General features: G+C 54.2%; 18 protein-coding genes and 3 pseudogenes. 11 read left to right on the plus strand and 10 right to left on the minus strand.

What is annotated here, in order from left to right:
• The 3 genes and pseudogenes from RBH20_RS21060 to RBH20_RS21070 all read right to left on the minus strand — a co-directional run.
• A pseudogene (locus RBH20_RS21060) lies at positions 1 to 867 on the minus strand (hypothetical protein); the annotation flags it as partial.
• Positions 868 to 876: 9 nt separating this feature from the next.
• A complete protein-coding gene (locus RBH20_RS21065) occupies positions 877 to 1,332 on the minus strand; it encodes a hypothetical protein (protein WP_306712381.1) in 456 nt (151 codons plus the stop codon).
• Positions 1,333 to 1,864: 532 nt separating this feature from the next.
• On the minus strand, positions 1,865 to 3,103 hold the full coding sequence (locus RBH20_RS21070; RefSeq protein ID WP_188980570.1) for a Cdc6/Cdc18 family protein: 1,239 nt from the start codon (positions 3,101 to 3,103) through the stop codon (positions 1,865 to 1,867).
• A gap of 768 nt (positions 3,104 to 3,871) precedes the next feature.
• On the opposite strand from RBH20_RS21070, the gene RBH20_RS21075 reads away from it, so the two are divergent.
• Both RBH20_RS21075 and RBH20_RS21080 read left to right on the plus strand, forming a co-directional pair.
• The gene (locus RBH20_RS21075; RefSeq protein ID WP_306712384.1) at positions 3,872 to 5,107 is read left to right on the plus strand and encodes an AAA family ATPase; all 1,236 of its coding nucleotides are present in this window, start codon (positions 3,872 to 3,874) and stop codon (positions 5,105 to 5,107) included.
• The gene (locus RBH20_RS21080) at positions 5,104 to 6,855 is read left to right on the plus strand and encodes a restriction endonuclease (protein ID WP_306712386.1); all 1,752 of its coding nucleotides are present in this window, start codon (positions 5,104 to 5,106) and stop codon (positions 6,853 to 6,855) included. The genes RBH20_RS21075 and RBH20_RS21080 overlap by 4 nt, the downstream gene beginning before the upstream one ends.
• 480 nt (positions 6,856 to 7,335) lie before the next feature.
• On the opposite strand, the gene RBH20_RS21085 is transcribed toward RBH20_RS21080, so the two are convergent.
• The 5 genes from RBH20_RS21085 to RBH20_RS21105 form a co-directional block, all read right to left on the minus strand.
• Entirely contained in the window at positions 7,336 to 7,719 is a 384-nt protein-coding gene (locus tag RBH20_RS21085) for a hypothetical protein (protein ID WP_306712388.1), read from the minus strand.
• Between the two features lie 284 nt (positions 7,720 to 8,003).
• A complete protein-coding gene (locus RBH20_RS21090; protein WP_306712390.1) occupies positions 8,004 to 8,573 on the minus strand; it encodes a hypothetical protein in 570 nt (189 codons plus the stop codon).
• Positions 8,574 to 8,584: 11 nt separating this feature from the next.
• Entirely contained in the window at positions 8,585 to 8,863 is a 279-nt protein-coding gene (locus RBH20_RS21095; RefSeq protein WP_188854168.1) for a hypothetical protein, read from the minus strand.
• Between the two features lie 99 nt (positions 8,864 to 8,962).
• Complete coding sequence (locus RBH20_RS21100) at positions 8,963 to 9,214, minus strand: hypothetical protein (RefSeq protein ID WP_306712391.1); 252 nt, start codon at positions 9,212 to 9,214, stop codon at positions 8,963 to 8,965.
• 42 nt (positions 9,215 to 9,256) lie between these two features.
• Entirely contained in the window at positions 9,257 to 11,911 is a 2,655-nt protein-coding gene (locus tag RBH20_RS21105) for a DUF1156 domain-containing protein (RefSeq protein WP_306712392.1), read from the minus strand.
• A gap of 165 nt (positions 11,912 to 12,076) precedes the next feature.
• Here RBH20_RS21105 and RBH20_RS21110 point away from each other — a divergent pair, with 165 nt between their 5' ends.
• Positions 12,077 to 13,639, plus strand: a complete 1,563-nt coding sequence (locus RBH20_RS21110) for a DUF5677 domain-containing protein (protein WP_306712393.1) — start codon at positions 12,077 to 12,079, stop codon at positions 13,637 to 13,639.
• A 31-nt stretch (positions 13,640 to 13,670) separates the two neighbouring features.
• Here the strand turns inward: RBH20_RS21110 and RBH20_RS21115 are convergent, their stop codons facing one another.
• Complete coding sequence (locus RBH20_RS21115) at positions 13,671 to 16,883, minus strand: DUF499 domain-containing protein (protein ID WP_306712394.1); 3,213 nt, start codon at positions 16,881 to 16,883, stop codon at positions 13,671 to 13,673.
• A 272-nt stretch (positions 16,884 to 17,155) separates the two neighbouring features.
• Between RBH20_RS21115 and RBH20_RS21120 the strand changes: the two genes are divergently transcribed.
• The 8 genes and pseudogenes from RBH20_RS21120 (at position 17,156) to RBH20_RS21155 (ending at position 24,995) form a co-directional block, all read left to right on the plus strand.
• Complete coding sequence (locus RBH20_RS21120) at positions 17,156 to 18,904, plus strand: DEAD/DEAH box helicase (RefSeq protein ID WP_306712395.1); 1,749 nt, start codon at positions 17,156 to 17,158, stop codon at positions 18,902 to 18,904.
• Positions 18,897 to 20,054, plus strand: a complete 1,158-nt coding sequence (locus RBH20_RS21125) for a hypothetical protein (RefSeq protein WP_306712396.1) — start codon at positions 18,897 to 18,899, stop codon at positions 20,052 to 20,054. The genes RBH20_RS21120 and RBH20_RS21125 overlap by 8 nt, the downstream gene beginning before the upstream one ends.
• A 131-nt stretch (positions 20,055 to 20,185) precedes the next feature.
• Positions 20,186 to 21,223 (plus strand): hypothetical protein, encoded by a 1,038-nt coding sequence (locus RBH20_RS21130; protein ID WP_306712397.1) that lies wholly within the window; start codon positions 20,186 to 20,188, stop codon positions 21,221 to 21,223.
• 52 nt (positions 21,224 to 21,275) lie between these two features.
• The gene (locus RBH20_RS21135; protein ID WP_306712398.1) at positions 21,276 to 22,154 is read left to right on the plus strand and encodes a hypothetical protein; all 879 of its coding nucleotides are present in this window, start codon (positions 21,276 to 21,278) and stop codon (positions 22,152 to 22,154) included.
• 121 nt (positions 22,155 to 22,275) lie between these two features.
• Positions 22,276 to 22,533: a hypothetical protein gene (locus RBH20_RS21140; RefSeq protein WP_306712399.1), complete on the plus strand. Its 258-nt coding sequence runs from the start codon at positions 22,276 to 22,278 to the stop codon at positions 22,531 to 22,533.
• Positions 22,534 to 22,576: 43 nt separating this feature from the next.
• Positions 22,577 to 23,143, plus strand: a complete 567-nt coding sequence (locus tag RBH20_RS21145; protein WP_306712400.1) for a hypothetical protein — start codon at positions 22,577 to 22,579, stop codon at positions 23,141 to 23,143.
• Positions 23,144 to 23,208: 65 nt separating this feature from the next.
• Positions 23,209 to 24,168 (plus strand): annotated as a pseudogene (locus tag RBH20_RS21150) (ArdC-like ssDNA-binding domain-containing protein).
• Between the two features lie 74 nt (positions 24,169 to 24,242).
• Complete coding sequence (locus RBH20_RS21155) at positions 24,243 to 24,995, plus strand: hypothetical protein (protein ID WP_306712401.1); 753 nt, start codon at positions 24,243 to 24,245, stop codon at positions 24,993 to 24,995.
• Here the strand turns inward: RBH20_RS21155 and RBH20_RS21160 are convergent.
• Positions 24,980 to 25,172 (minus strand): annotated as a pseudogene (locus RBH20_RS21160) (HNH endonuclease); the annotation flags it as partial. The gene RBH20_RS21155 and the pseudogene RBH20_RS21160 sit on opposite strands and share 16 nt — an antisense overlap.

Consider the following 25,172-nt stretch of genomic DNA (forward strand, 5'->3'; position numbering starts at 1 on the left):
AAAGACCTCCGAGATGTACACCCGGTAGTCGTGGATGGCACGAACACTCCCGTTCGGACGGACCAGCCGTTCCGTGCCTGACTTTTGATGGACGACCGTCGACGGCTCGATACTGAAGAACGTGACGTAGGCGTCACGAATCCAGAGTCCAGAGCGAGTGTCCGTGACGTTCACTGGTTGCGAGGAGGTCTCGAGACCAGTCCGGAACGAGTCGTGTTCGGGCCGGTTCCACAGCGTTGTGTTCGACGGTTCGCGAGAGAGCATATCTCCCGTGCAAGAAGGCAGAACAGCCAGCGTGCCGTTCTCGGCCTCGGCCCGGTCAGCCCGTGTGAGGTCTGGATGATCGGGGTCGCCAGACCACAGCGCACGGAAGAACGTGTGATTGTGGTTGTAGGACCGGTTAGGTGGGAGAACACCCGCCGTCGCGTTGTCCCCAACAGAGGCGTTTGCTGGTGGATTCGAGGCATTCTCGTAGCACGAGACTTTCGCGCTGAGGTTCTGCCTTGCTCCCATTTCGACGGACCTATTCACGCCTGTCTGGTTCGCTGCTGACCTTCGGTCGATGGACTCGTTGCCCGCGGTTTCGTTGGCTGCCGTTCCGTTGGCAGCTGGGTCACGGGCACTGGACTCGTTTGTTTCAGTGTCGTTCGCTTCCGTTCCCTCTCCGCTGGAGCCATTCGGTGCGGTGGCGTTTTGTTGTAGTACCCCCACGCCACCGTGGCTCGAACCGGTGAGGAAGTGTCCCGTCCCCCGCTCAGTCTGGATCTGGGCCGGGCCGGTAGTCCCAGACGTAGGCCCCGCAGCTGCGGCTGTCGAAAGCAGCGAGCAAAGGGCCGCGATCACCAGCACTGAGCGGAGTGAGGGCATTGTGTGTGCTTAGAATGGCGTCACGCAGTCCGAGAAGCCGAAGCCAACGTTGTTCCCGAATTTCGTGATAAGCTCTGGAGCCACGATTGCCAGCACAACAACGCCTAGGCCGACGAGCGAGAGGATGAGGTCCCGCCGGGCCTCGTTTTGCTGGTTCGGGTTACCCGAAGCCCGCATGTATGAGAGCCCACTGCGACCGACGAACACCATCGTCGCTGGGAGGCCAAGGCCAGCCAGTGCCCCAAAGACGACGTTGACGCCGTCCTCGACAGCAGTATCACAATAAATGTTCCCGACATCGGTCTGGCCCATCGCAGAGCCAGCAAACAGCGTGAGGATCAACAGCAACTGCGTTGCCGGTCGCACACCAGGAGTGAGCCACGCTGCAGCGAACTGGCGCTTTGCGCGAGCGTAGAGAGTTGATTGTGAGTTCGATTCGTTCGATGCGTTAGTTCGTGTTGACATGGATGTCTCTATCTGGGTGGTTTGGTTGTCCACTGATTCCCCACCGATGACCCGCTATCGTATATTATATTGAATTACATACATTTGAGGTGAATGCCATACTGAATTCACCACCGTGTCCTGACAGTGGAATGAACAAATAACTTGTGTCTCTAATGGACATTACTACTGTATAATACTTCGTATTATACTGGGTTACCTACTCGTATGCTGTTGGTTGATTTTTAATGCATACTCAAACTAGTCTGTAAGTCGTGATCGAGGCCGATTATTAGAAATCTGATACAGTAGCCCAATCTAGAACATAGACTATATAGTTGGTAATAAGCTCGAAACTACTGTCCAGTATCTGAAAGTAAATATCATCGACAGACGGAAGCAAAACTCTACGGCATTGACAGCCGCGGTGGAGACATCCCGGTCAAGACGGACCAGTCAGCATGTCTGACGCAGACGATTACACATTGATAAAAGGGCAGATTGTTTTCCAATACTAATAATTTCAGACGTCTAAACAGCTCTAAAGAGGTATTTAGTAGTTCGTAATACTCGAGTTCTGTGCTGATGAGACGACGATATCGATGACATCATCAAGGCGGCTAATTGATTCAAGAACTTCGATAGTCGTGCCAGTATCAGTACTCATCTCCCAGTAGTACTTCTCGCCGCCTTGACCGTCGCCTGTGCGCTTCTTTCCGTCAATTATTCCAATCATGTCCAACTCAAGAAGGTGGTCCCGCATCCGGTCGAAAGCTAGCTTATTGACACCAATTTCCGAACAGAGATTTGAATACTCAGAGTACACACGGCGCGTTCGGGCTGGTTCGTCGCCGTCAACGGCGACGGAAACCATGGCCGTGAGCGTCGCCTGATCCTGAATCGTAAGTCCATTGATGCTCTGAGTGATGTATCGTTTCTCAACGCGCTCTTCAGCCTCCCGGACATGATCGTCGACGATGAGATCATCCGAGTGATCAAGCGCAACCTCACCGGCTTCGTAGAGATAGTCAATTGCTTGGCGAGCAGAACCCTTGTCCTGCGCAGCGAAGGCAGCACATAATGAGATAGCCGAGTCATCGACGGCCCCATCAACGAATGCACGGTCAGCACGTCGCGAAAGAATCTGCTGAAGTTCCTCCGAGTCATACGCGTCGAACTGGATTACTGAGTCATACAGTGAGGATTTGACTTTAGGGTCCAGATTCGAGAGAAATGTAGAATCGTTTGTGATTCCGATAATCCCAAGCTTAGTGTTTTTTACGTCGCCCTGTTTTCGGGCGCGAGGAATCGAGTAGAGAATGTCGTGCTTATCGCCGATTGAGTCAACTTCGTCGAGGACAACCACGACGATCTCTGCGAGGCTCTCAAACACATCGAACATCATCTCAAAGACTTTGTGCTGGCCGTGGCCATGCGGGTTCTCACCCATGTACTGTTCGACGATATCGCAGGCAACTTTATAAGAGGATTTGTGGTTAGCACACGAGACGTAGACCGTATCTACGTCGAGGTTCTGTTGGTCAGCTCGCTGCTCAAACATTTCAAGGACATGCTGTGCGGTCGCAGTTTTTCCTTGCCCAGTCTTTCCCTGGAGAAACATGTTCTTTGGTGCTTCACCGCGGAAGGCCCGGCGAAGTCCTCGGATTATTTCATCTCGCTCGGAAGCTCGTTCAGGAACGGATTCCGGCGTCCAGTGTTCATGAAGAACCTCTTCATCATCGAAGATTTCTCCGGTGGCCCAGACATCGTCAAGATCGGACCCATCACTCATGTGCCTACGATTCGTGTGTAATTCGATAAATCTTACGTCGTTCATGTCGCGGACCACTCCCATGTCGTCAATGTCGCCGCACACACCCCCGTGTCGTCAACTCTGTTCAAGGGTACAACCGATATGTAGAGGCCCACACACCCCGATGTCGTCAACTTTGAGTGTCAGCAAAGCACGTCAGGGGAAGTAATATCCAAACAAGTGAGAGTGGAGCAACGGCATGAACAGACACACACCCCCATGTCGTCAACTCTGGGATGTTGAGTGGGGGGAGGGATGAGGCTAAACTGGATATGCGTATCCCCCATGACAAGCAGGCAGAGAACATTGAAAGGGGGGGTTTCCAAGAATAAGAGATAGAGTATGATTCCATACAGCTGCACAGCTATGGCTCTAATAAAAGCGAGGTTTTATTACAGTTGTTTGTTAACCAAAGCCGTACTGCAAGGAGCTAGAACAAACAGCTCGAATAGTACAATATATTCGCGGTGGTTATTGAGACTGTGCTCTCTGTGCACTATCTACCGGATAGAGACTCTCTAATGGCTATATGGACTCTCTCATATCACCTTTCCCAAGAGAGTCTTTCCTGACCGAGTTGACGACGGGGGGGTGTGGGTGTGTGGTTTCGGACCGCTCGATTGATGCAGTTGTTAGTGGTCGGATCGACAACCAGTATTGTTGAAAACGATGGACGTACTATATTACTAAGTTGATCGAAGACGGTTGTACGGGATTTTATAAATGCTCATCAGTATCTATATGTAAATGGTTAGTACTTCTGGCGATGCGTACTCACTCGGCGATGCGAAAGAAGAAATCGATATTCTCCGACGTGTTGAAGATGATGTCGTTGACGTCATCAAGAATGCAGGGAACGAGGACGTTCTCGAATATCTCATCGAGGAGGAGAAATTGGACACCCGCCATGACGGGCAGCGAGGACTCGGAGCGGTCCGACGTGCAGTTCTACAATCTCCAATCGCCTCTGACCGTCTCAAACGTGTGGTCAGTTTCCGCGGTGACGAAACACCGGAAGAAATCCTTGTTCCGAAAGACGTGATGCGGAACGCGAAGGTGGCTCTCGAAGCAGGGAAGCCGGTCGTCCTCTATGGTCCAACGGGGACGGGCAAGACGACGTTTGCCAAGCAACTCGCGCGTGAGACTGGTATCGGATACGCGCTCCATACAGCTACTCCGTCGTGGACACCGTCGGATATCATCGGGGGTATCAGCCCGGACTACACGGGCGATTCGCTGAGCTATCGGACCAAACTCGGTTGCGTCTCGGAAGCTGTCCAGCGCGCTCAGGAATTCAACGTCGAGTACGGTGTCATTCTGGACGAGATCACCAGAGCAGATATCTCCAAAATCTTTGGCCCGCTTTACACTGCTATCGAGAACCCCCACCAGACGATTTTTGAGACTGACGAAGGCGAAACCATCGAGCTTGACGAACGGGTGAACATCATCTGTACGATGAACATGTCCGATCGGACGGTCAACGAGTTGGACAACGCCATCACCCGCCGGTTTGCGATGATCGAACTCGATGAGTATGAGGAAGACAAGCGCCGGCAGTTATTCAAGAGCTGGATTACCACGCACGTTAGCGAACAGACTGAGTTAAACGATAGTGAGATTCTTCGACTGTTCGAGCGTGACTACGAAGGTATCAATCACGGCCACGAATCGACTTCGCAGGGTTCGATCATGCGATTTGGACCGATGCACTACCGCGATGTCGCCGTGTTCCTCGGCGTCGCATGTCGAGAGGGTGGGGAGTACGAACACGACCAGACCGACGCCGTTGGGCAAGCGTTCCGTACGTACATTGTCCCACGGCTCTTGAATGCGGCAGCATTCCCACAAATTGAGCGAATTGCGGAGCACTACCGCGCGCTGAATGGCGAGTTTGAAGAGTTCGATCTCGCCCCTGCTGCTGAGCTAGCCGAGCGGGAACTCGAACAGGAACGAAGACAGATGGGCTCCTACGAGTCATGAGCACCGTCGACGAAGTGTATCAGTACGGACAAGATACATTCAATATCCCCGAGCGGGGTGAGATACGGATAGAAGGGTGTCCGTCGTCCATCGGAGACCAACTTCGTCGCGCGTCCTTTACACAGCAGAGTCCCGGTGTCTTCACGAAGAGTCAAGCAGCGCTCGGCGGCGAGCAGGAGTATGAGGTCGTCACGGTCACTGTAGACGGCGAGGAGAACGAGGTACACGTCGAAGCGACGGATATCATCGGCGTTGTAAGTCTCACACCGTCGTCGAAGGTGCAGGTTGATCCGAAGATCGACTGGGAGCATATCTTTGATATGCTGCTGGCAGTCTACGATCAGAACCGCTCCATTGAGTATCACGGGATCCCACTGCAGGATTTCCTCTCTGACGATATCCACCTCGATGACGTTTTCGTCGTACTGGCAATCAACTACCTTGACGGGCTAGAGACGATTCACCGACAGGGGTATATCCGTGACTTGGTTATTCGACGGCTCAACAGTCTAAACGGGCGGGGAGAGATCGATGTCGAACAGACGCTGATGAACCACGCGCAGGGGACTCTGGAGCCACACTGGATCCGCAACGAGACTGAGTACGACAACGCCGCGAACTCATTGCTACATTTCGCTGGAAAGACGCTGCTTCGACTGTTCCGGCAGAACTCTCACGAGAACGACCACCCTGCATACGACCGCATCTTCTCGGAAGTTCACCGAGAGGTGGAGCGCCTGGAGAATATGGGTGTCAGCAGCGGATTGGACCGGATGGACGCGTATCGACGCCTCTCGCTTAACGATCTTCCGAAACAACGAGGGTACTACCGGAAGGCGTTCGACGTCGCCAAGGCTGTGATGTCGTCTTCACTTGGTCAGCAACTCCGAGATGGCCCGCGAGAACTAGTCGTAGACTATGTTCTGAATATGGAGTCGCTGTTTGAGCAGTACTCTCAGGTTGTCATCGAGCGGACGCTCTCATATGTCAAATCTTACGACCATCTTGGCAGTCTTGACGATGTGACGCCTGTTCGATCACCGTCTGTGAATCCGTTCGAGGGTGAGGGACAAATATACCATGAGCCGGACCACGTGCTACAGGAGGGTGAGAAGACACTAGCTGTGCTTGACTCGAAGTACTACGCAGAAGGGCACGACCCAGTGAAGGAATCCCCGTCTAGGTCACGGCTGTTCAGCTACGCCTACCTCCTTCACTCTGACCGGCTCGCGTTCCTGTGTCCGCTTCTCGAATCAAAACGCCGCCGTGTCGTGCAGACTGGAGCGGAGCTCCAAATACTCTCACCCGACGAGTTCTCGCTCGATGCCTACGACAACGTTGTTCACGAGTATATCCACGAAGTTCTCGTGGGAGATGCTCCCGAACTGGAGGCGTTCCGAGCCGTGGCGGAGCATGAACTATGCCTCGACGGCGTCGACGAATCGGACCTCCACCTAGCGAAGCAGATGAGCGGTCCGTTCACGTTCAAGGACATCAAGGACTTCTCGCTCCGCGTCCTTAAGTCAGCCGCCGATGAACACTCATACGACGTACGGAATCGATACGATCTGGAGCAGGAAGGCGACTGGACGCGTGAGCAAATCGAACTAAAGTGTAATGACCGGTACGAGCACGCCACAACGTGTGTGCCCGTCTTCTGTCGGGAAGACGGTGAAGAGTGGATCGATCTCTACTTCTTGAATGGTTCTGGGGAAGTAGAGAAAGAGGGGCCGCTGAAATTGTTGTAGATGACGAAATTGTCGAATTAGCAGACTTGATCAAGAGGATGACCTACAGCCTCGATGAGTTACGTGACATAGCAATCTTATCGGTTGCTCTCATGTCAACCGCAATTTACTATTTTACCCAGGATACCAGCGTATTCGTTTGTTCGATGGTGCAACTGATACTCCCACTCAGCTTAGTGATTTTTGTTGTCCTACTGTTTCTTGGGGACGTTGAATTTGACAGTAAAAAACTGGCTCTGTCAGCCTTTGGTCTCCTCTTTCTTATGACAGTCACGGGTATAATTACTTCTTGTTAAGTGATTAGAATCCATCTGCTTTGGACAGCAGGTACAATCCAACCGCTGCTGTTCCGATGACAATTGGTTCTACGCCATACGCTACTACTGGTCGCATTGTTTTAGCTGTTGAACTTTGAATTTAAGTCCACCTCTGAATTTTTTCGTTGAAGCCATCGTCTCAGCTACTGGTAATTTGACTCTGTCAAAATGGAGCTACTAACCAGCCACCGCCTTCCTTCCGCTCCAGTTGCGGCCCAAAGACCTCTTGTAGCGAGTGGAGCTCGTCGCCGTCGCGGAGGTCATACGTCTTCCCACTCCGGTGGAATGACCCGTCGACAATGAATTGGATGGTCGGACTCTGATATTCTAGGTCGTTCGCTCGGCTATCCATCTCTTGGGCGAGATTCACGGCCAGGTCACCATCTTGGAACGCGCCGGCGAGTCCGACGACGCTCACTTTATTGGGGACATCGTCGCTTTTGAGTCGCTGGAGGAACTCTTCGACCGGTATCTGGTGGTCGAACGCATCGTACTCGCCCTTGATAATGAGATTATAACGGCCGGGGATTTGGCCTGGACCTGCCATTCTTGAATCGTACTCTCTCAGCAGCGCATTAAGTAATTATGCTGTCAGACAGTTCAGTATTCTATTGCCGACCGAATCTCCTCATTTATGCAGTAGCCAGCGAACCAAAGTACTATTCTGCAAGATGAACAAGATTAATATGAGCGCGAAGGTGCTGCGTGGAGCCTGTGTGACCATTCCCGCAAGCCCGGTGGCGCAAGCTAATGGGCGTCGAAGACGGCTGTGGGCACAAGAAAGGCACCTATTTCTAATAACGTGAAAAGAATCGGATATGATCCATAGCCTCACGGCAAACGCCTGACGCTCACTTTTTCGAGGCCTACAGAATCCAGATCAACACCGACGAAATCACGCTCGTTTGTGAGAATACGCGAGGTGATAGAATCGACATCAATCTCGTTGAGCAGCCGTTTCACGCGGAACTCTTCAGGATCGTTGGGAATCGCATCCTGTGAATGATTTGGTGGGTCATAGGCGTCAATAAACTCCGCGAGTCGGTATGCAGTGGCGAGAATCGGCGCATCCTTCGGTTGCATATCACACCGTGCTGCGAGCGTTCTCGTCGTCGCGTGGTGTCGAACTGCGTCGACATCAACTCGGAACCTATTGGGATGAGGAACGACCGCAGCGGGCGTATCGCTCAGCGTGATTAGATGCTCCCAAGCGAGGTCTTGACCAGGACTCCCGCGATTTCGCTCCATTACCTGATAGAACTCAGTAGCAACATACCGTGGAATGAAAACAATACGTTCGCCTGCGATAATTTCATCGTGGATTTCGGTGGCCCATGGCTGTGCCTCATTGGCCATGTAGACCAGTAATTGCGTATCTATGATATCCAAATCGACCGGCATTCAGAAGATCCCTAACGCGATACAGTAGATTCGTTGCGGTCGTCGTCGTCCGACACCGAATCTGGTCCATCAAATTGCATCACTGCGACGTCTTGGGGCTCTGGAGCGGACTCCGGAAATCGAATAAACTTCTTTGGATCTTGGTTTGCCTGAGCATCGTATACTTCAAACGCCGTCTCCCAATCTATATCGAGTGCCGCGCCCTGCTTGCGTGCCTTTCGTGCACGCTCCGCTGTTTCGTCAGGGGCAGAGAGGTCGCGGTCAAACTGCTCGGCTAATTCCTTGCTCATGCTCAGACCTATTACAGTGATACGTAGCCTATCGCTCGGCAAAAAGCTTCGGGTGGCATCCCCGTCCGCTAAATCCTAAAATACTGTGGGGAAGAGAAGTTATATTATCCTCTGACAATCTTCAACCATGCCAGATGCGTGGATTAGTCTATCTCTTCCTTCCGTAATTTGGATTGTCTCCGCAGCCATAGCCCTTGCATCGCTTAATACAGGGGTGTTTGGAATTATTGGAATCATTGCCTGGCTTGCATTCTTGGGATTGTCGCGTTCTTTGCGTATATTTTTGGCTGATAATCCCACATAGAGGCCCAACAGGCTCAGCCACCAAAGAGTATATTTTCCCTCTGACACGAAAACGCTGGTTTAGATAGAACCTTCAGCCGTCTATCCGCTTCAGTAGCTCGTGATATCCCGATCCCCAAGCACTCGCGTATACGTGTCATCTCCGGTCACGTCCGCGAGCCGACCGGCGAGTTCGCGCAGGTCGTCATCGATATCCCACTTTTCGACGTAGTTCTGGACCGCCTGGCCCTTCTCGTAGCGGTACCGGAGGAACTGGAGCTTGTCGAGGTTCGAGAGGTGGTCGCCACCGTCGCCGTTGACACGCTCTTGGATGTACGCCTGGCGCTTCTCGTTGTCCCAAGTACCGAGTTCGAAGCCGTCGTCTTGGTTGTACAGGCACGTCTCCTTGAGATCCTCTGGTGTGGCGTTGGTTCCGCGGCAGAGCTTGTTGACGTCGTCGAACGAGGGATTCGGCGTGTCCAGCAGGTCGATGAGCACGTCCTCAACGCCAATGTCGCTTGCCTCCTGGATGATGCCGTAGATCTCTTGAACGACTTCCTTCGCGTCCATAATCTCGCCATCACGCTGTACCTTCCCGTGGTGCTTCGAATACTCGCGGAAACACGCGCCCATCTCCATCACACCGATGTCGCCGCGCGAGAGGTCGCGGTTCTCTTCGAGTTGCTGGCGGGTGCGCCGAGCCGTACGGTAGATCTCGCGGCGTAGGGAGTTCCATGACGCGGCTTGAGTGTCTTCGATTGGACGGGCTACAATGGCGATATCGAAAGAAACTGCTTCTCCAGTGATGAACTTATTAATATCTGCAGTAAGGGGATATGCTGCTGTGACTTCAAATCCTGCATTACAAAGAGACTCTAACAGTTCGCCCCAAGACTCGGAGTCGCTATGGTGGTAGGTGAACGCAAGGGTGCCATCTTTCTTGAGTGCTTTACGAATTGCTGCGAACGCTTGTCCGATTTCGCGTTCGAAATCTTCCGCAGTTTTGTCCAAGAAAGGGTTTGTTACAATAGATTCTGCTCGCGGAGTCTTTTCCGCAGCAAATCCATCGTACTCTCCCTCAAGCAGGGGCTTAAGCCACACGTAGAAGAAGTCTGAAACCTCGGAATACATCACGTTATCATAATAAGGTGGGTCGGTGATTACAGCATCAAACTCATTCTCAGCCTCGAGCTGTCTTGCGTCGCCGAGTGAAAGGGTGAAGTCGCTATCGATTGCGGGGAATCCAGTAGCTTTCTCAGTCTCTCCATCTTTAACATAACGCTCTGAAGGAGAATTAGCGTACTCTACACCGTTCAACAGCTTATCCCAAATCGCACTGAACGATCCCGAGCCAAATTTCGTACCCCAAACGTTGTTCTCAACTGGATCTGTTGTAGGAACGAAGGAGTTCTGTTTGAATGAATGGTCCGCCTTATTATAGCCGTTATTGTAGGTTACGAAGGTGCTGTTGTACCGGATAGAGTCGGAAAATGCGAGCAGGAGGAACTCTCTTATATTTTTGTCTTCCACTGCCTCAATCGCCTTAAGAAGCTTCGAAAGAGAATACAGCTGCCTTTCAGTGAACATATCTGCCCACTTACTGTACCCATGATCGAATACTGGATTCCTCTCCGAAGTCATATGACCGGGAGGGATATCCTCATCCGGGACATACTCATGAAGCCCAGGACTTTCTTTCCACTCCTGTTTAACCTCCTCAAAGAGTGTTATGTCCGTTTCTTCGATCCGTTTATAGCCCTTGTACGCACTCTTGTTTTCACCTGCAGCATCGCAGTGCTCACAATAATACTCAAGCGCGTAGAGGCGCAGGTCGAATCCGTCTTGTTCTTGGATGGCATCGGTGATACCGTACTTTTGTCCGCAGTCTGGGCAAGTATATTTACTCCGAGATACATTCCCCTCTTTAGGTATGAAATCGTGACCACAGTCGTTACAAATACACTCTGATTGCCAATCGTCTACTAGTGTAACTGCCTCACAAGACGGGCAATGAACGTTGTACTTGCCTTCATTTTCGTAACGACCAGCAGCGACACGATAATCCTTGAACAGTGGAACTGTGTGTCCACACGAGACACAGTCCAACTCCTTCACCCAGAAGTTGTACATTACGTCGGCGTCGTGGTCGCCGTTCGGACAGGGCGTCTTGTAGTACTGGGTGATCTCGTCAGCGACCTCCTCTTTCACCTGCTCGAAGGCCTCCTCAAGTTCTTCAACGTCGGTCTGGCCCGCTTCGAGTTCCTTCTTCGTGACGAACCACGCGACGGGGTTCAGGTCGTTGCCGACGACTTCAGCACCGAACCGTGACGCTTCAACGAGCGACGTACCCCCGCCCATAAACGGGTCGAGGATTTTCTTGTCCTCGACACGAATATCCTTCGGGTAGAGCTCCCAGAGGCTTTCCGGGTTGGTCATATCCACGCGTTCAAGCAGCGACGCGACGTCAAGGTCGGATTCGCCGTCGGCGTCATCACCGTAGGACGCGAGCGTGTTACCCTTATGGCCAGGCTCGAATACTGAAACCTTCTCCGGGTCGTCCAGCAGCGTATAGAGAGATATAGCACGGAAGACACAGCCGAGGCGTCGCGCCCACCACTTGTGCATCGTGTAGATCGGACGGTAGTACATCCTTGCTCGGCCCTCCTTCTCGGCAATTTCGTTCACGCGCTCAATGGGAAACCCGCGTTCGATGGGGAGTTCCGGCCGGTCCTGCCGATCCTGTGAAGAACCAGATTGCTCAGACATTATTCAGTATGTAGAAGCGATGATGCAGGAGCCACATAAGTCTGCGTTCTCTATCCTGGCTAACGGACGGAGGTTGCGCTACGCTGATGGCGTCGGGAAGATGATTCGGAAATGGAGAGCAGTTGATTCGTCACGCTTTATTTCAATTGACACACTTGTGCCTCTATGGCTGACAATGACGACGAGATTTTAGGTGATCACCGCTGGCGACGGACGACCCTCGTCCCACCCCTTGTTGATTCTGTCGGAGGGTCTATGCAGATGGTACGGTGGGCGCGTGAGCGAATGCCCGATTTCCTCTGGATTGCGTTAATGTACGATGCTGTCGGTGGAAAGCGGACAGTAGATATCGCTATCGCTTGCGCAGAGGAGGCACAGGAGATCCATGACGGAGGTGACTTCGCTCTATCCAGCGACTATGATGAACTCTCGTCCTCAGAATTAAGTAGCCTGAAAGAGGCGTTGGATGACAATGTACTTGAGGATCTGTCTCACGGCTTAGAGCCACTCATCGCCTACTATCCGTCGTATCCCAAGGTATCACTCTTTGATGAAACACCACCAGAAGAAGACCATCACCTCGGCTATCTGGCTGAGATCGTGGATGAACTTTCGGACCGACGGTCTCAGCTTTCCACGTACGTTCAGGGTATTTTTGTCGGAACTCTGATGGCGACAGGTGGAATGATGATTTCTCCGGATAGTCCTCTCGTGGATATCAACGAGGTGTTTCGATACCCGGAGACGGAGAAGTCAAGGGAACTAGCCTCGGTAGTAAGAGCATCGACCAAAGCGACTAATGCCTCAAATGAGGGTGACGAGAACCAGAGTGACTGGGCTCGTCGATTCTGGCAGAGGGGCTTCGAGATAACAGAGTGTATCTTTCCGCAGGAAGGCCAAGACGCGGAGGAACAGGGAAAGCATCCCGACCAGGAGTTCTTTCAGAATCTCGCGGCAATCGGGCGTGAGTACGAGACAGATCTCCGAACCACTCTACTTGATCTTTGGTGGGACGCGAAACATGATGCGGAGTTCACCGGAAAACACGAGATACTGGACGGTCTACTACTGAGACAGGTAAATTTGGCCACGTCCCTTGCAAGGACTCCGACAATGTGGTCCAATGACATCGGCAGTATCATTCTTCGCTGTATGTCTGAGACGCATATAGTTCTTGAGTGGCTCAATCAAGAAGGTGATCGTAGTGATTATCAGGATTTCATTGAGTACGGTCTTGGCCAAGAGAAGTTACTGCTGGAGCATTCCAAGAACGTAGCCTCTGATTTTCCAGATGAAGAGGTGGGAGATCTTGAGCAGGGATTAGATGATTTAGAGCAGAGGATTGAGGCGCAGAGAGCGATGTACCTGCTGCCGGTAGATGTAGGTCACTGGGCGGATAAGAATACTAGAGAACTCGCTCAAGAAGCTGGCTGTAAGGATGTCTACGATATGCGCTTCCAGCAGCACAGCGCCGCAGTCCATGGCCAATGGAATGCGATAGACAAAGCAAATTTAGTCACATGTCATAATCCGCTACACCAGTATCACAAGGTTCCGGAATTTAGACCAGTATACAAAAATCCCTACGCGGTTGTCGAAGCAGGGAACTTGATGAACCGAAGTTTCAGTAGCTGGATTGAGGCGCGAGAAATCGACGCTGAAGATTCCCAGATACCGGACTTGGCTGGGTCAGTAAAGCAATTTATGAGAGAGTACAATGACGGCTAAAGCGGATTTCACGCCGCCTTGCTGGTACGTATTACTGCTGGAAGCTGATCTCGATCTTCAGACTCGACGCCTCTTCCGGCATTCGCTCGAAGAGGTCCTGCACTTTAGTGTAGTCCTGTTCGGACCGCAAGGTCAAGCTGACCTGCGTGCGCTCGACGTCGGCAGTCCCCTGAAGAGCGCTGGGAACGCCCTCCCTGTCGGGTAGCATGAATGTGACGTCGCCGTACTCGACGCTTCCCGTCTGGTGCTTGTTTCGCCACTTGCTCCGCATCGCGGCGACGTTGTCCCCGTTGTACTCGAAGCGCCACGTATCAGCTTCTGTATCAGCCTTCCGGAACGGATAGCCGGGCACCCAGTCGGTGGCCTTGTCCGATCCGGTCGTGTTGACCACGTACTCCGGCTCCTCGTCCTTCCCGATGTTCTCCAACAGGAACGTCCGAATCATGTACTCGGTGACGCTGTTGTCGAAGCGATCGGTGACCTTGTTGACGGTGAACTGGTCGCCCGGTTCCAAGCCTTCGATGTACGCCAGAATCTGGTCACCAATTCGGTCGGATACCGTCGGGACAATCTTGACCGTTGTCGGCTCTCGGTCGCCGAGCGATCCGAGATACCGACCGCCGGCCTCCAGCACATAGTCGTCGACGAGGAACTCGTTGACCGCCTCACGAGCAACCGATTCGGTCTCGTCCGGCGGCAGGAATACTGCTTCATCTGACCGAACCTCTCCGATGATCGTGTCGAGATTCGCGTACCCGTCGTCGTTGATATGCTCCTGGATACGGTCCACGAGTGACGACGCACCGACGACCTCCGCACCGCCGACATCGCGGAGCGTCGCGTCGGACTGCGGCTTGTCGAGAATCTCGTTCCCTTTCACGATGACGTACTGATCCTCACGGGCGAGCCGGCCGATAGCCCGCATCAAAACGTCGTGGCTATCACCGTCGATCCAGATCTCGCCGTGCTCAACGAGTTCCAGTTCGAAGTCGCCAACGTCAAGCGCAGTCGTCCCGCTCCCGAAGCGCTGGCGGAGCTCCTGCTCGGCGTCATCGACGCCCCACACATCCACGTCATCCTGCTGAACGAGTACAGTGTCCAGTGAGCTTCCGGAAAGGTCGTCACGGAACCCACCGGTATCACGGGCGAGTACCGGCTTGCCGTCGAGCGCTTCGACAGTTGCGTTCAACACGTCGTTGGCACTGCCGGGAATCGGGAGCTCTGGGTCACGGAGGAACTGCTCGTAGATGTCCTCGACTGAGATCTCCCCACGTCGCTCCAGAAGGTCCTCGGCGATGTCCCAGACGTGCGATTGGAGGTCAAAGGGGTCAGCTGCCGCAGAGTCCACAATGTTCGAGGCGTCGAGTTCCGCCTCGTCGAGGACAAAGATATCGAGATCCATCGGCTCCACTTTCGCCCACTCGTCGCCGTCCATCAGATTGTCTCCGTCGATCACATCGCCGTACAGGAGTTGCAGTTCTTCACGGAGTTCGTTCTCTTCTTGCTCCTTCATCCCGCGAATGGCTTCGCGGATCTCGTCGTCCAACGACTCGTCAGCGAGCACCTGCCGTGCGCCCTCAATATACCGTGCTTTGTCGATGTACCGGGTCCCAGACTCGATGGCCTTGTCGCCCGATGGCTGAACGAACACGAGGGTGTTGCGCCATTCGCGTCCCCGTCCGTCGTTCGTAATGACCTGCTCGACTTCGTCTTGTGCCCACTGGCCGTCCTTCACGACGACTTTGACTTCCCGGTTGTCAGGGATATCCCGTATGTCGTTTGTCCGGAACCCGACAGGGTGGGCGTTCGACCCGAAGATGTCGGTGATGAAGTCAGCCACCTCGGCCTTTGCGGCCGTTTCGGAGACATCGACGGCAGCGTTCCGAATCAGCGCGTTCGGATTCTGCCGGTCGCGGATGGCGTACTTCCCGTTGAGCTTGTGGAGGTGCCACGCGACGCCATGGAGCCGTTCGAGGTTAAGCACAACGTCGGAGATGAGGTCGCCGGTCTGATACGCTCCCATCACGATCTCCGACACTTCGGCTCCTTCGCCTTCACTCGGTTTTAACGAGTAGAGCAGAATCGTGTTGAGGATGCGTCGACCGTGGGGAACTTCGTCGGCATCAATACGACTCTTGATGTCGCCCATCGCGGCGTTGAGCCGTTCGTAGTTGATTTTTGCCAGTTCGTTCTCGAACTCGATGGCGTCGATGTCGCCATGGGTGATGAGGTCTGTCTGGTCCTGCATCTCCAGCAGTACCTTCGAGAAGAGGTAGATCATCCCCCGCGTGTTCTGGTTGTCCTCGTCGGCATAATAGCGCGTTTCGAGAGCGTCGAGAAGCACAGGGTGGAACGGGTACAGATCGTGCATCTCCGACAGTAGGTCGTCGGGCAGGGAGACGTGGTCGGACTGGTCGTAGGCGTCGAAATACCCGTTGACGATCTCACGGGCTGCGTTCTCCTCAACGGAATCGATTAGGCGGTGACGGAGGACCTCACGCTTGTCGACTTGGTTGTTCATGTTGACCTCAACCGCCTGCTCTCGGTTCAGAATATCATGGACCTCGGAGCCCTCGCGGAGCACAGAAACGATGGTGTAGAGTTCGAGATCCGAGAGAGCCGTTGATTCGAGCAACGATTGGAGGAAGGCCTTGTTCGCGCTCTTGCGGTCGCCTTGGAGAGTATCAAACCAGTCCTCAAGCTCGTCAACGAAGAACGCCACTGTTTCGTCGCCGACGGCGTTCTGAATCGTCTGCATATCGGGGTAGCCGCCGGATTCGAACGTCCCAGGATCGTGGTCCAGCGCTTCGAAGAACGGCTCCCAAAGGTGCTCGTACTGCTCGTTGTGCATCGCCACAGTGATGGGGATCGCGGAATCCGGAAGTGCGCCCTCGAACCCGTCAATAGAATCATCGGCCCATGTCCCGGCTGCGGCGGGGTCGTCGAAGCAATGGTACAGCGCCACCATTTGGTGGGATTTCCCGCTCCCGTACGGCCCATAGAGGATGTGCGTCCCGCGTGGGTCCTCGCCAGTCAGCGAATCGCGGAGGATTGACAGTGCCTCTCTCAGCCCCTGTGTCATCAGCGTTCGTTCAAAGAAGAGATCGGCGTCCGACTCAAATTCTTCATCGTCGTCAACATTATAGAGTTTTACTTGCCCGTCGATCTGTCCTTCTTCTCGCAATTCCCGGCTCAGGGTGACCGTGTCTGCGAGAGTCTGCGACAGCGCCGTTGTTTCTGCCATCTTAATATTCAAACACACATCAGTATGACGCAATAAACACTATGGTCCCAATGTCGTCCGGTGATACTGGTCGAATAGTAGGTCGTATGACTAAGCGCCAACGAGAGAGCCAGATAATACCTCTAAACAGGAGTCGCACAGGCGTGATTACTACCTATAGCTTGGGAACAAGAAACACGTATGACGACGGAGTGACCCCTTTGTCAGCTGATATAAGATGTAATTACAATCGGCACAAAACGTATTTCACAATCACTGGACTTTGAGTGACTATGGATGGCTACGACCTCGTTGATGTTGAGGTCACCCACAAGTCTGCAGACGATATTCTCGATAGCTTGTCAAACGACGCAGATGATCATATACAGAGCGTCCGAGCCACCCGCCTTCAGGGAGGGCAACCGGACTCCGAGCTCCGCTCGCTGAAGCAACTTGACGAGAACTCGGTAAAGATGCTTGAACATCAAGTAGATGCGGCGTATCGAGCACTCTTCGAGATGGACGGGAAAGCCTTGCTTGCCGACGAAGTCGGGTTGGGCAAGACCATCGAGGTTGGGATGATTCTCAAAGAGATGCACTTCCGGGAAACGAACGATTCGGTCCTCATTCTGACACCCGCGCAACTGGCTAAACAGTGGCAGGCAGAACTACTGGAGAAATTTGGACTTAATTTTGTCTGCAACTACGACGACGAGTTCAGCGGCTTCGATGACCACGACTACATCATCGCCAGCATCGATACCGCAAAGAGTGATCGTCATCGTACGACAGTTCTCAAGCGTGACTGGGACGTGCTCGTCCTAGATGAAGCACACTATGTCAAGAACGAGGAAACGGACCGCTATGACCTCATTGACCGCCTCTCCTACAACTATGCCTTCTTCTTGACAGCAACACCGATTCAGAACGAGCTGACAGACCTCTACAATGTTGTCTCGCTTCTCCGTCCCGGTCTCTTCGGGACACGCGATGTGTTTCATCAGTACTTCGTGAACAGCAATCAAGAAACCCTCGTCAACCGCGACGAACTACAGGAACGACTGCATAAGGTGATGATTCGGAATCGACGCGCAGATACAGATATCGATTTCACCGACCGGACTATCGATACGCGAAAGTTCGATCCCTCTGCTGAAGAACGCGAACTCTACCAAGCTGTGTCTGATTACGTCAAAGGTGCTTACAGCCAAGACCAAGGGCAGAAGTTGGTACTGATGCTCCTGCAGAAGGAGGTGGTCAGCAGCCCTGCCGCGCTCAAAGCAACCATCGAGAAGCGGTTAGACGAGCAGTCAGAACTCACGCACGCAGACGAACTGGAGTCGATTCTTGAGTTGATCGAAGGCATCGACACAGTTACGAAACAAGAGCGACTGCTGGATATTGTCGAAGAAGCCCGTGAAAACGTCGAGAAAGGGCGTGTAATCGTTTTCACACAGTTTCGAGCGACGCAACGGCAAGTACTCGAACGGCTTGCCACTGAGGGCTATACCGTCCACTCGTTCCACGGCGGCCACTCCAGTCAAGAAAAAGAGCAGATTGTCAGAGACTTCGAGGAAGAGGGCGGCGTCCTCGTTTCGACCGATGCGATGAGTGAGGGTCGCAACCTTCAGTTCTGTAATATCCTCGTGAACTACGACCTCCCGTGGAACCCGATGCGCGTCGAACAGCGGATTGGTCGGATTCATCGAATTGGTCAGAAGCGGAGTGTCTTCATTTTCAATATGGCGCTGAAAGATACCGTCGAGGAGTACGTTCTGGAGCGTCTCTATCACAAAATCGATCTGTTCCAACAGAGCGTCGGTGAGCTGAGTTCGATATTGAGTCGGCTTGAGGAATCTGGAACGAGCTTCGAAGACGAAATCTTCGAACGGTTGGTCAACGCTAATTCCGAGGTCGATCTGGAGAATGATTTCGATGACATGGCTATTAACCTCCAAGAGCAACGAGATCTTGCGGATAAATTGGAGGAGTTCAACAGCGGCGTATTTGATGGGTTCGACTTGGGGGCCAGCGATGACTGATGCTGCTGTTCCTGTCACACAGTCCGCTGTGGAAAACTTCGCTGAACAGTATCTTCGGTCAATTGGTTGTGATATTGACAAACAAGGCAATCAATGGACAGTAACTGCTCCAAACGAGGTTGATAGCGAACTACTGACGGAATCAGTGACGTTAGTCTGTGGTGACAACGTTGACGATGAGGCTGCCGAGGAACTCCACCCAGAGAGTCCGTTTTTCCAGACACTCCTTTCGGAGGCAAGTGATAGAGCACCGACGGGAAAACTCTCTCTCGAAGCAGACAACGCTGATGCTCAACTCCCCGACTGGCTTCAGGAAAGCGATCTAGAGGTGAGTTCAGCGAAATTCACGCCATACTACGACCGAACGGCACTCGTGGTGCTATTCCGTGCGCGTGTTGAGACAGTCAGCGAATACCAGACTGAACTTCTTCAGGCTGTAGCAATTGATACTCGCTCTGAAAGCTTTCTGCCCACGTTAGAACAAGCCTTTCTCCAGAGGGTGTCGTCAGATACCGAATTAAAATCGAGTGACTCAATGGATATGCAGGCTGCTGACGTTCGGCCTCTTCTTGACACTGCGAGCGGGCAAGTTGCCGACCGGATTCAGACGACTATCGATGAGATCCATCAGGAAGCTTCCCGAGCTGCCGACGCCGAAGTTGAGGAGTTTCGTCAGATGCAACAGCAGCGTATCGGCGAGTTGGAAGAGCAGCTATCGAACCTATCCGCGAGAATTGCCGACCTGAGTGATCAAATCAATAGCAGCGACGAAAGCAAACGTGTCGAAGCGCTCAAAGAGCGCAAAACACTCAAAAATGAGCACGAAGATATTCAGGCCGAACTTGATGATTTGCGACAGCGGCGCGATCAGGGTTTTCCCAAGAGACAACGTGAAATTCGCGAGAGGCATGCACTGGACGTTCAGGTGGAGCCACTGACGATTACCGAAGTAGAGTACGAAAGGGGAGACCTCAAAATAGTATTGACCACTGACGAGCACACGTTGGAATTTACTGCTGGATACGGAACTGGCGTTGGAATTACTGAGACAGTCAATTGCAGCAAGTGTGGGAGAGCGTTCACTGATACAAACCCTGTTGAGGATATCGCTGGCGGATTGATCTGTCTAGACTGCTCTCCACAAGAGTAGGTCAGACATTGTTACAAAGCACAGTGCAACAGCTGGCTTTTCCCTCCTTCTCATGTGGATAGCTACGGAAACGATGGAGGGAGGCCTCCGAGTTCAGTCCAAAATTTTGTGTTCCTCTGGCGGGTGAGAGGATGACTAACCTCACAATCGGTACGTTCGGAGATGGAGACAGCGCTGACGACAACCTCAATCCCGATGCCGTAAGCATCGCCCGATGTGCGACGACGGGTCGCGCTCCTGATCGCGACGGTGGTAGTTGGGCATCCCCAGACGAGGACTGGGGGCTGACAACGCAGCGGCCAGTGTCGTCGATCAACACGTCGGCTGGTCGAGCGACAAAACAACAGACGCGCTGGGTCGTTGACGGAGACGTCGGGGCATATGTTGAGGAGCACGCAGCTGGCGATGTCCTGCAAATTCCAGACACATACGGCGACTTCAGTTCAGTCGACACTCGAGTCACATTCGTCGATGGACTCGCTGATAGCTACGGCTTCGGAATTGACGCACAGGCGCTCGAAAAGGCATTCCGTGTCCTCACTGGAGGTGGGCGATATACTGCCTCAAAATACTCTGCGATTCCGTGCGGAAACCGGCCGTGGATTCTGACGGGGCCAGAAGGGACGCTCCTGTGCAGTTGTATGCCCGTTGAGCGGCCGGAGAACCCATACACGAGGGAGCTCCGGACGCCAGAGACGACCCTCCAGATCGAGGAACAGAACAGAACGGTCCTCACGGGGGCCGCTGAGTTTGCCCATCTGCTGTCCGACGCTCTTGGAGTCGATATTGAGGAAGTGAGGTACTCGACTGTTAGAGGGGACACCCAGCACACATTCGTCGGAGAGGAGGATAAGTACACGATCAAGGCCAGTGACTTGGCACAGTTGCACGGGTTGACACCCGATCCATCCGTCATCCAGGGGGGAGTCAGCAGTGGAGTCCAGCCCCCAGGTAGTGACGATCTAATCTCGGTTGAGTGGGACGGGCCGGATCACCCGGTTGGATATCTTGACGAGGGAGATGTGATCGCCGGCTACGAATTCACGTGGGAGCAGCCCGAAGAGTCGCTGGAAGACGTTGCAGTCGTTCGAGAGTACCGAATAACACAGAACTACTCGCGCTGGACAGTCGACTATCGCACCCATCGCCTTGCGTCGGTTGTTCCCTGACGTCGACGCCGCCTAATTTTGTGCGCCCTCCGGGAAGTGGAGGGTAATCGAGATGTCACAGTCAACAGCAGCCAGTAGCACCGAAGCAGCAACCACAGACGCCGAGGAGAGCATCCCAGAGACCTCGGCGGCTGACGAGACGCAAGCAGACATAGACAGTACGGACCTGCTAACGCTTGATGCGCCGAAGCATCTCCAGATTAGCGGCGAGGTTCAGCTGTTTGAGCGGATCTTCTCGGCGGCTGGCACGGTCACAGACAAGACGCGACTGGGGATTGCAGAGTCGGGAATCGCCATCCGGGCGGCCGATCAGCAGGGCCACGCGATGGTCGACCTGCGTGTTTCTGGGAGTTCATTCAGCACCTTCGACGCGGGGACGGGGACGTTGGGAGTGGACGTCGGACGGGTCCGTGATGCACTCTCGATTGGCGATGCAGGCGACCTTGCACAGTTCGCACTCGATGCGGCAAACAGCACACTAGAAGTCGACATCGAGGGGATAACGCGCACCATCGAGCTTGATCCGGTTGAATCGCTCCGCTACCCCGTTGAAATGCCGGATATTGACATCCCGGCAACCGTCCACCTGAGTCCAGACGACATATCCCTCGGTCTCGATGCAGCAGATATGCTTGACGACCGGTTTGACCTCTCCGTTGACCCGGAATCCGGAGAAATGCAGTTTGCCGCAGACGGTGACACTGACAGTATGACGTACCGGAGGGAAGACACCGATCTGATTGCCTTCGAGCCTGCGGATGTCGAGGTGAAACTTGATTCGTCGCTCGTCAAATCAGCGAACGCTGGCCTTCCAGACGGAACGAATCGGGTGTTACGCATCGGCAACGAGGTCCCGCTCGTGCTGAAATCAGAGTTCCCTGACGCCGATGGAGCGATGCAGTTCGTGATAGCGCCGAAGCTCCCGAACTGACTCGGGTTCCCGTGGTTTTGCAGAAACGGTGGTGTGTCTTAACCAACAGCGACCGCCATACTCTTCCATTGTTGGTTAGCGCTAATTTTGTGTCTCCCCGGTCAGGTGAGGGATTTCCTCTATGGACCAAACAGTTCCAGACCACGAGCGCTTCGAGCGCGAACAGATCGCACAGGACCGCGACCGGCGGCGTTCCGATACTGTCGAGATCGACGAGCAACGAGGCCGTGAGGTCGTCAACAGCCTGCTTGATGAAGGCGTGGTTGAACCAATTCCAGAACAAGAAGTCTTGCAGCACGTTCCCTCCGGACAGTGCTTCAACTCCGACACGGCGTTGGTGTACTTCCACAAGGGGTGGGTAGCTGGAACCGAGGAGTAGCGCTTCCCGGAGGTTGATACCCAATCGGGGATTTCTCCAGCGTATGGACCGCACTGACTGGCCGACACCCGGCCCGAACGAGCCTGTTCCGGCGTGGGACGAGTACCGGCAGCTGCGCGAGGCCGTCCACGACTACCTCGATCACGAGCCAGAGGACCCAAGATGGGACGACATCTGGCGGGCGCTCGGCGCGATCATGAGCGAGTTCCAGCGAGATGCATTCGCCCAAGCCTTCGACCTCGATGAGCCTGCTGAGACAGCCTGCATACGGCGTCTCATTACGGGCGACGATGAGTGCCCGCACTCGCCGCTTGAAGCCGACACCGACCCGAAGGGACCGCCTCACAGCCCGCCAGCAAACGATCACTCGACACTCTGGCTTGACGATGGTGAGCCGGCGTTGTACTCGATGCACGTCTACCCCGGCAATATCGAGCGACTGGAATCGCAAGAGCCACCCCACAATCTGTGGTTCGACGTCTTCGAGTTCGCTTCCGAGTGGGGGCTAGAAGTCTCTGTTCTCCCGAAATCGTGGTACAACCTCGGTAGTACCGTCCACGTCGTCTTCTACCCGCCGGAGCGATTCAGAAAGCGGTCCCAACAGCAGTAGTCAATTTTCTGTCCCCCAGTGGAGGTGCGGGGGCGTGCCCAAGAGCGCGTCCCGGAGATAGATCAATGTCAACGATACAGTCAGATACGCCAGAACAGTCCAGCCAGCAGACCACTTGCACCTTCGACGATTCCAACTCCCGGGACGAGGAGATGCGTGACAAACTCGATGCATGGGTTGAGGATCTCGTCGACCTCACGAACGAGGCTCAAGCCAGCGAGCAGTTCCAGCAGTGGCTGGATGTGCAGTCGAAGTTCCACGACTATTCAGCGCGGAACACGCTGCTGATCAAACTCCAGTGTCCCGAAGCAACGCGAGTTGCCGGCTACAATACGTGGCAAGACGAGTTCGACCGCTACGTCCAGCAAGGCGAGGACGCGATCTGGATCTGGGCTCCAATCATCACGAAGAAGTGCCCCGGATGTGGAAACTCGCCGTCGTATCACGAGAATACGGACTGTGAGTACGACGAGACAGACCCCGAGCAGTGGCGTCGGGGACTGGTCGGGTTCCGGCCCACGTCGGTGTTCGATATCTCCCAGACCGATGGCGAGCCGCTTCCCGAACTGGAGACAGAAGCCCACGGCGACCCGGATGGACTTGTCGAAGACTTGTTGGACACCACCGACGAGATCGGTGTCGACGCGAGAATCGTCGCTCCCGAAGAATGGAAGCATGGATCTGCACGGGGTGTTTGCGAGCGTCGGAGCGTGACGACCACGAATCCGATGGTGGAAGCGGTTGACCGGGACAACCGGGCCGCTCTTGCGAGTACACTGATCCACGAGTTCGCACACGCCGATCTTCACTTCGATGTCGATGACGAGGTGGAGCGGTCGAAACGCGAGGTCGAGGCCGAAGCAGTCGCCTACGTGGTCAGTCGTCACTTCGGGCTGGACCCCGACAACTCGGCGTTCTACCTCGCGGCGTGAGACGGTGACGCACCAGAGACGTTGCGGGACCGGCTGGACCGTATCTCATCGACTGCAGCAGATTTGATCGATGCCGTCGAAGGTGACAGCTGAGAGGGAGCGGTGTCTTTCCAGTCGTGCTTGAGAGCCATATTTTGTGACTCCCCTTGGGAGTGAGGGAGTCCAAGATGCGTTCAACAGCAGCGTCGGGCGGCAGCCCTGTCGGACAGTTTCTGAGTGTCTTAGCAGACTTACGTGACCAAATCGGAGGCCCATACTACCTCGGGGATGTGACCGGGCGGTTAGAGTGGCCTGACCGAGGAGTCTACTTTTTCTTCTCATCAGCAAGCGACCTTCGCGCAGCGACAGCGGTCGACTGGCGACTCTCCCGTATCGGGACCGTCGGTGTCAGTGCCGGCTCGTCGAATACGCTCTGGAACCGACTCAGGCAACATCGTGGGAACGTTCGCGGGAAGTACGCCGGCGGTGGCAACCATCGAGGCTCGATTTTCAGGTTGCACGTTGGACGGGCACTGATCGAGAAGCACGGCTGGCACGACGAGTATCCCCACTGGGGCGAGCAAAACCCCGACGCCGAAACAACGTCTGTTCGCGAGCAGGAACACGAACTTGAACAGCGTGTATCGGAGTATATCCGTGATCTGCCGTTTCTCTGGGTTGACGTTCCGGGCGACCCCGGACCCGAGTGTGACAGAGCGGTAATCGAAGCGAACTCTATCGCGATGGTTTCGCATTATCGTCGATCCGCAGGACCGTCAGACCTCGATTGGCTTGGATATCACTCGCCGAAATCTGAGGTATTCCAATCCGGCCTGTGGAACGTGCGACACGTCTCTGACGAGTTTGACCCCTCTGTCGTGGACCAGTTGTCGGCGTATATTTCGTCAACAGAAGCGCTGGATCATCAATCGCGAATCTGAGGACGGAAGTGGTTCCGTAGCGAGAACCCAGTCCGCTCAACGACGAGTCCGTAGGCAATCCCAGCTAGTGGCGCGATTACGGGGACCCACCCCGGTACTGACGGCTCCGCCGAGAAGACCTGCCAGAGTGCAGCATACATGCTGACTACGTAGGCGGACGCAACGGCTGTCGAGAGC

It is taken from the genome of Haloarcula sp. H-GB4 (assembly GCF_030848575.1).
Lineage (GTDB): Archaea > Halobacteriota > Halobacteria > Halobacteriales > Haloarculaceae > Haloarcula.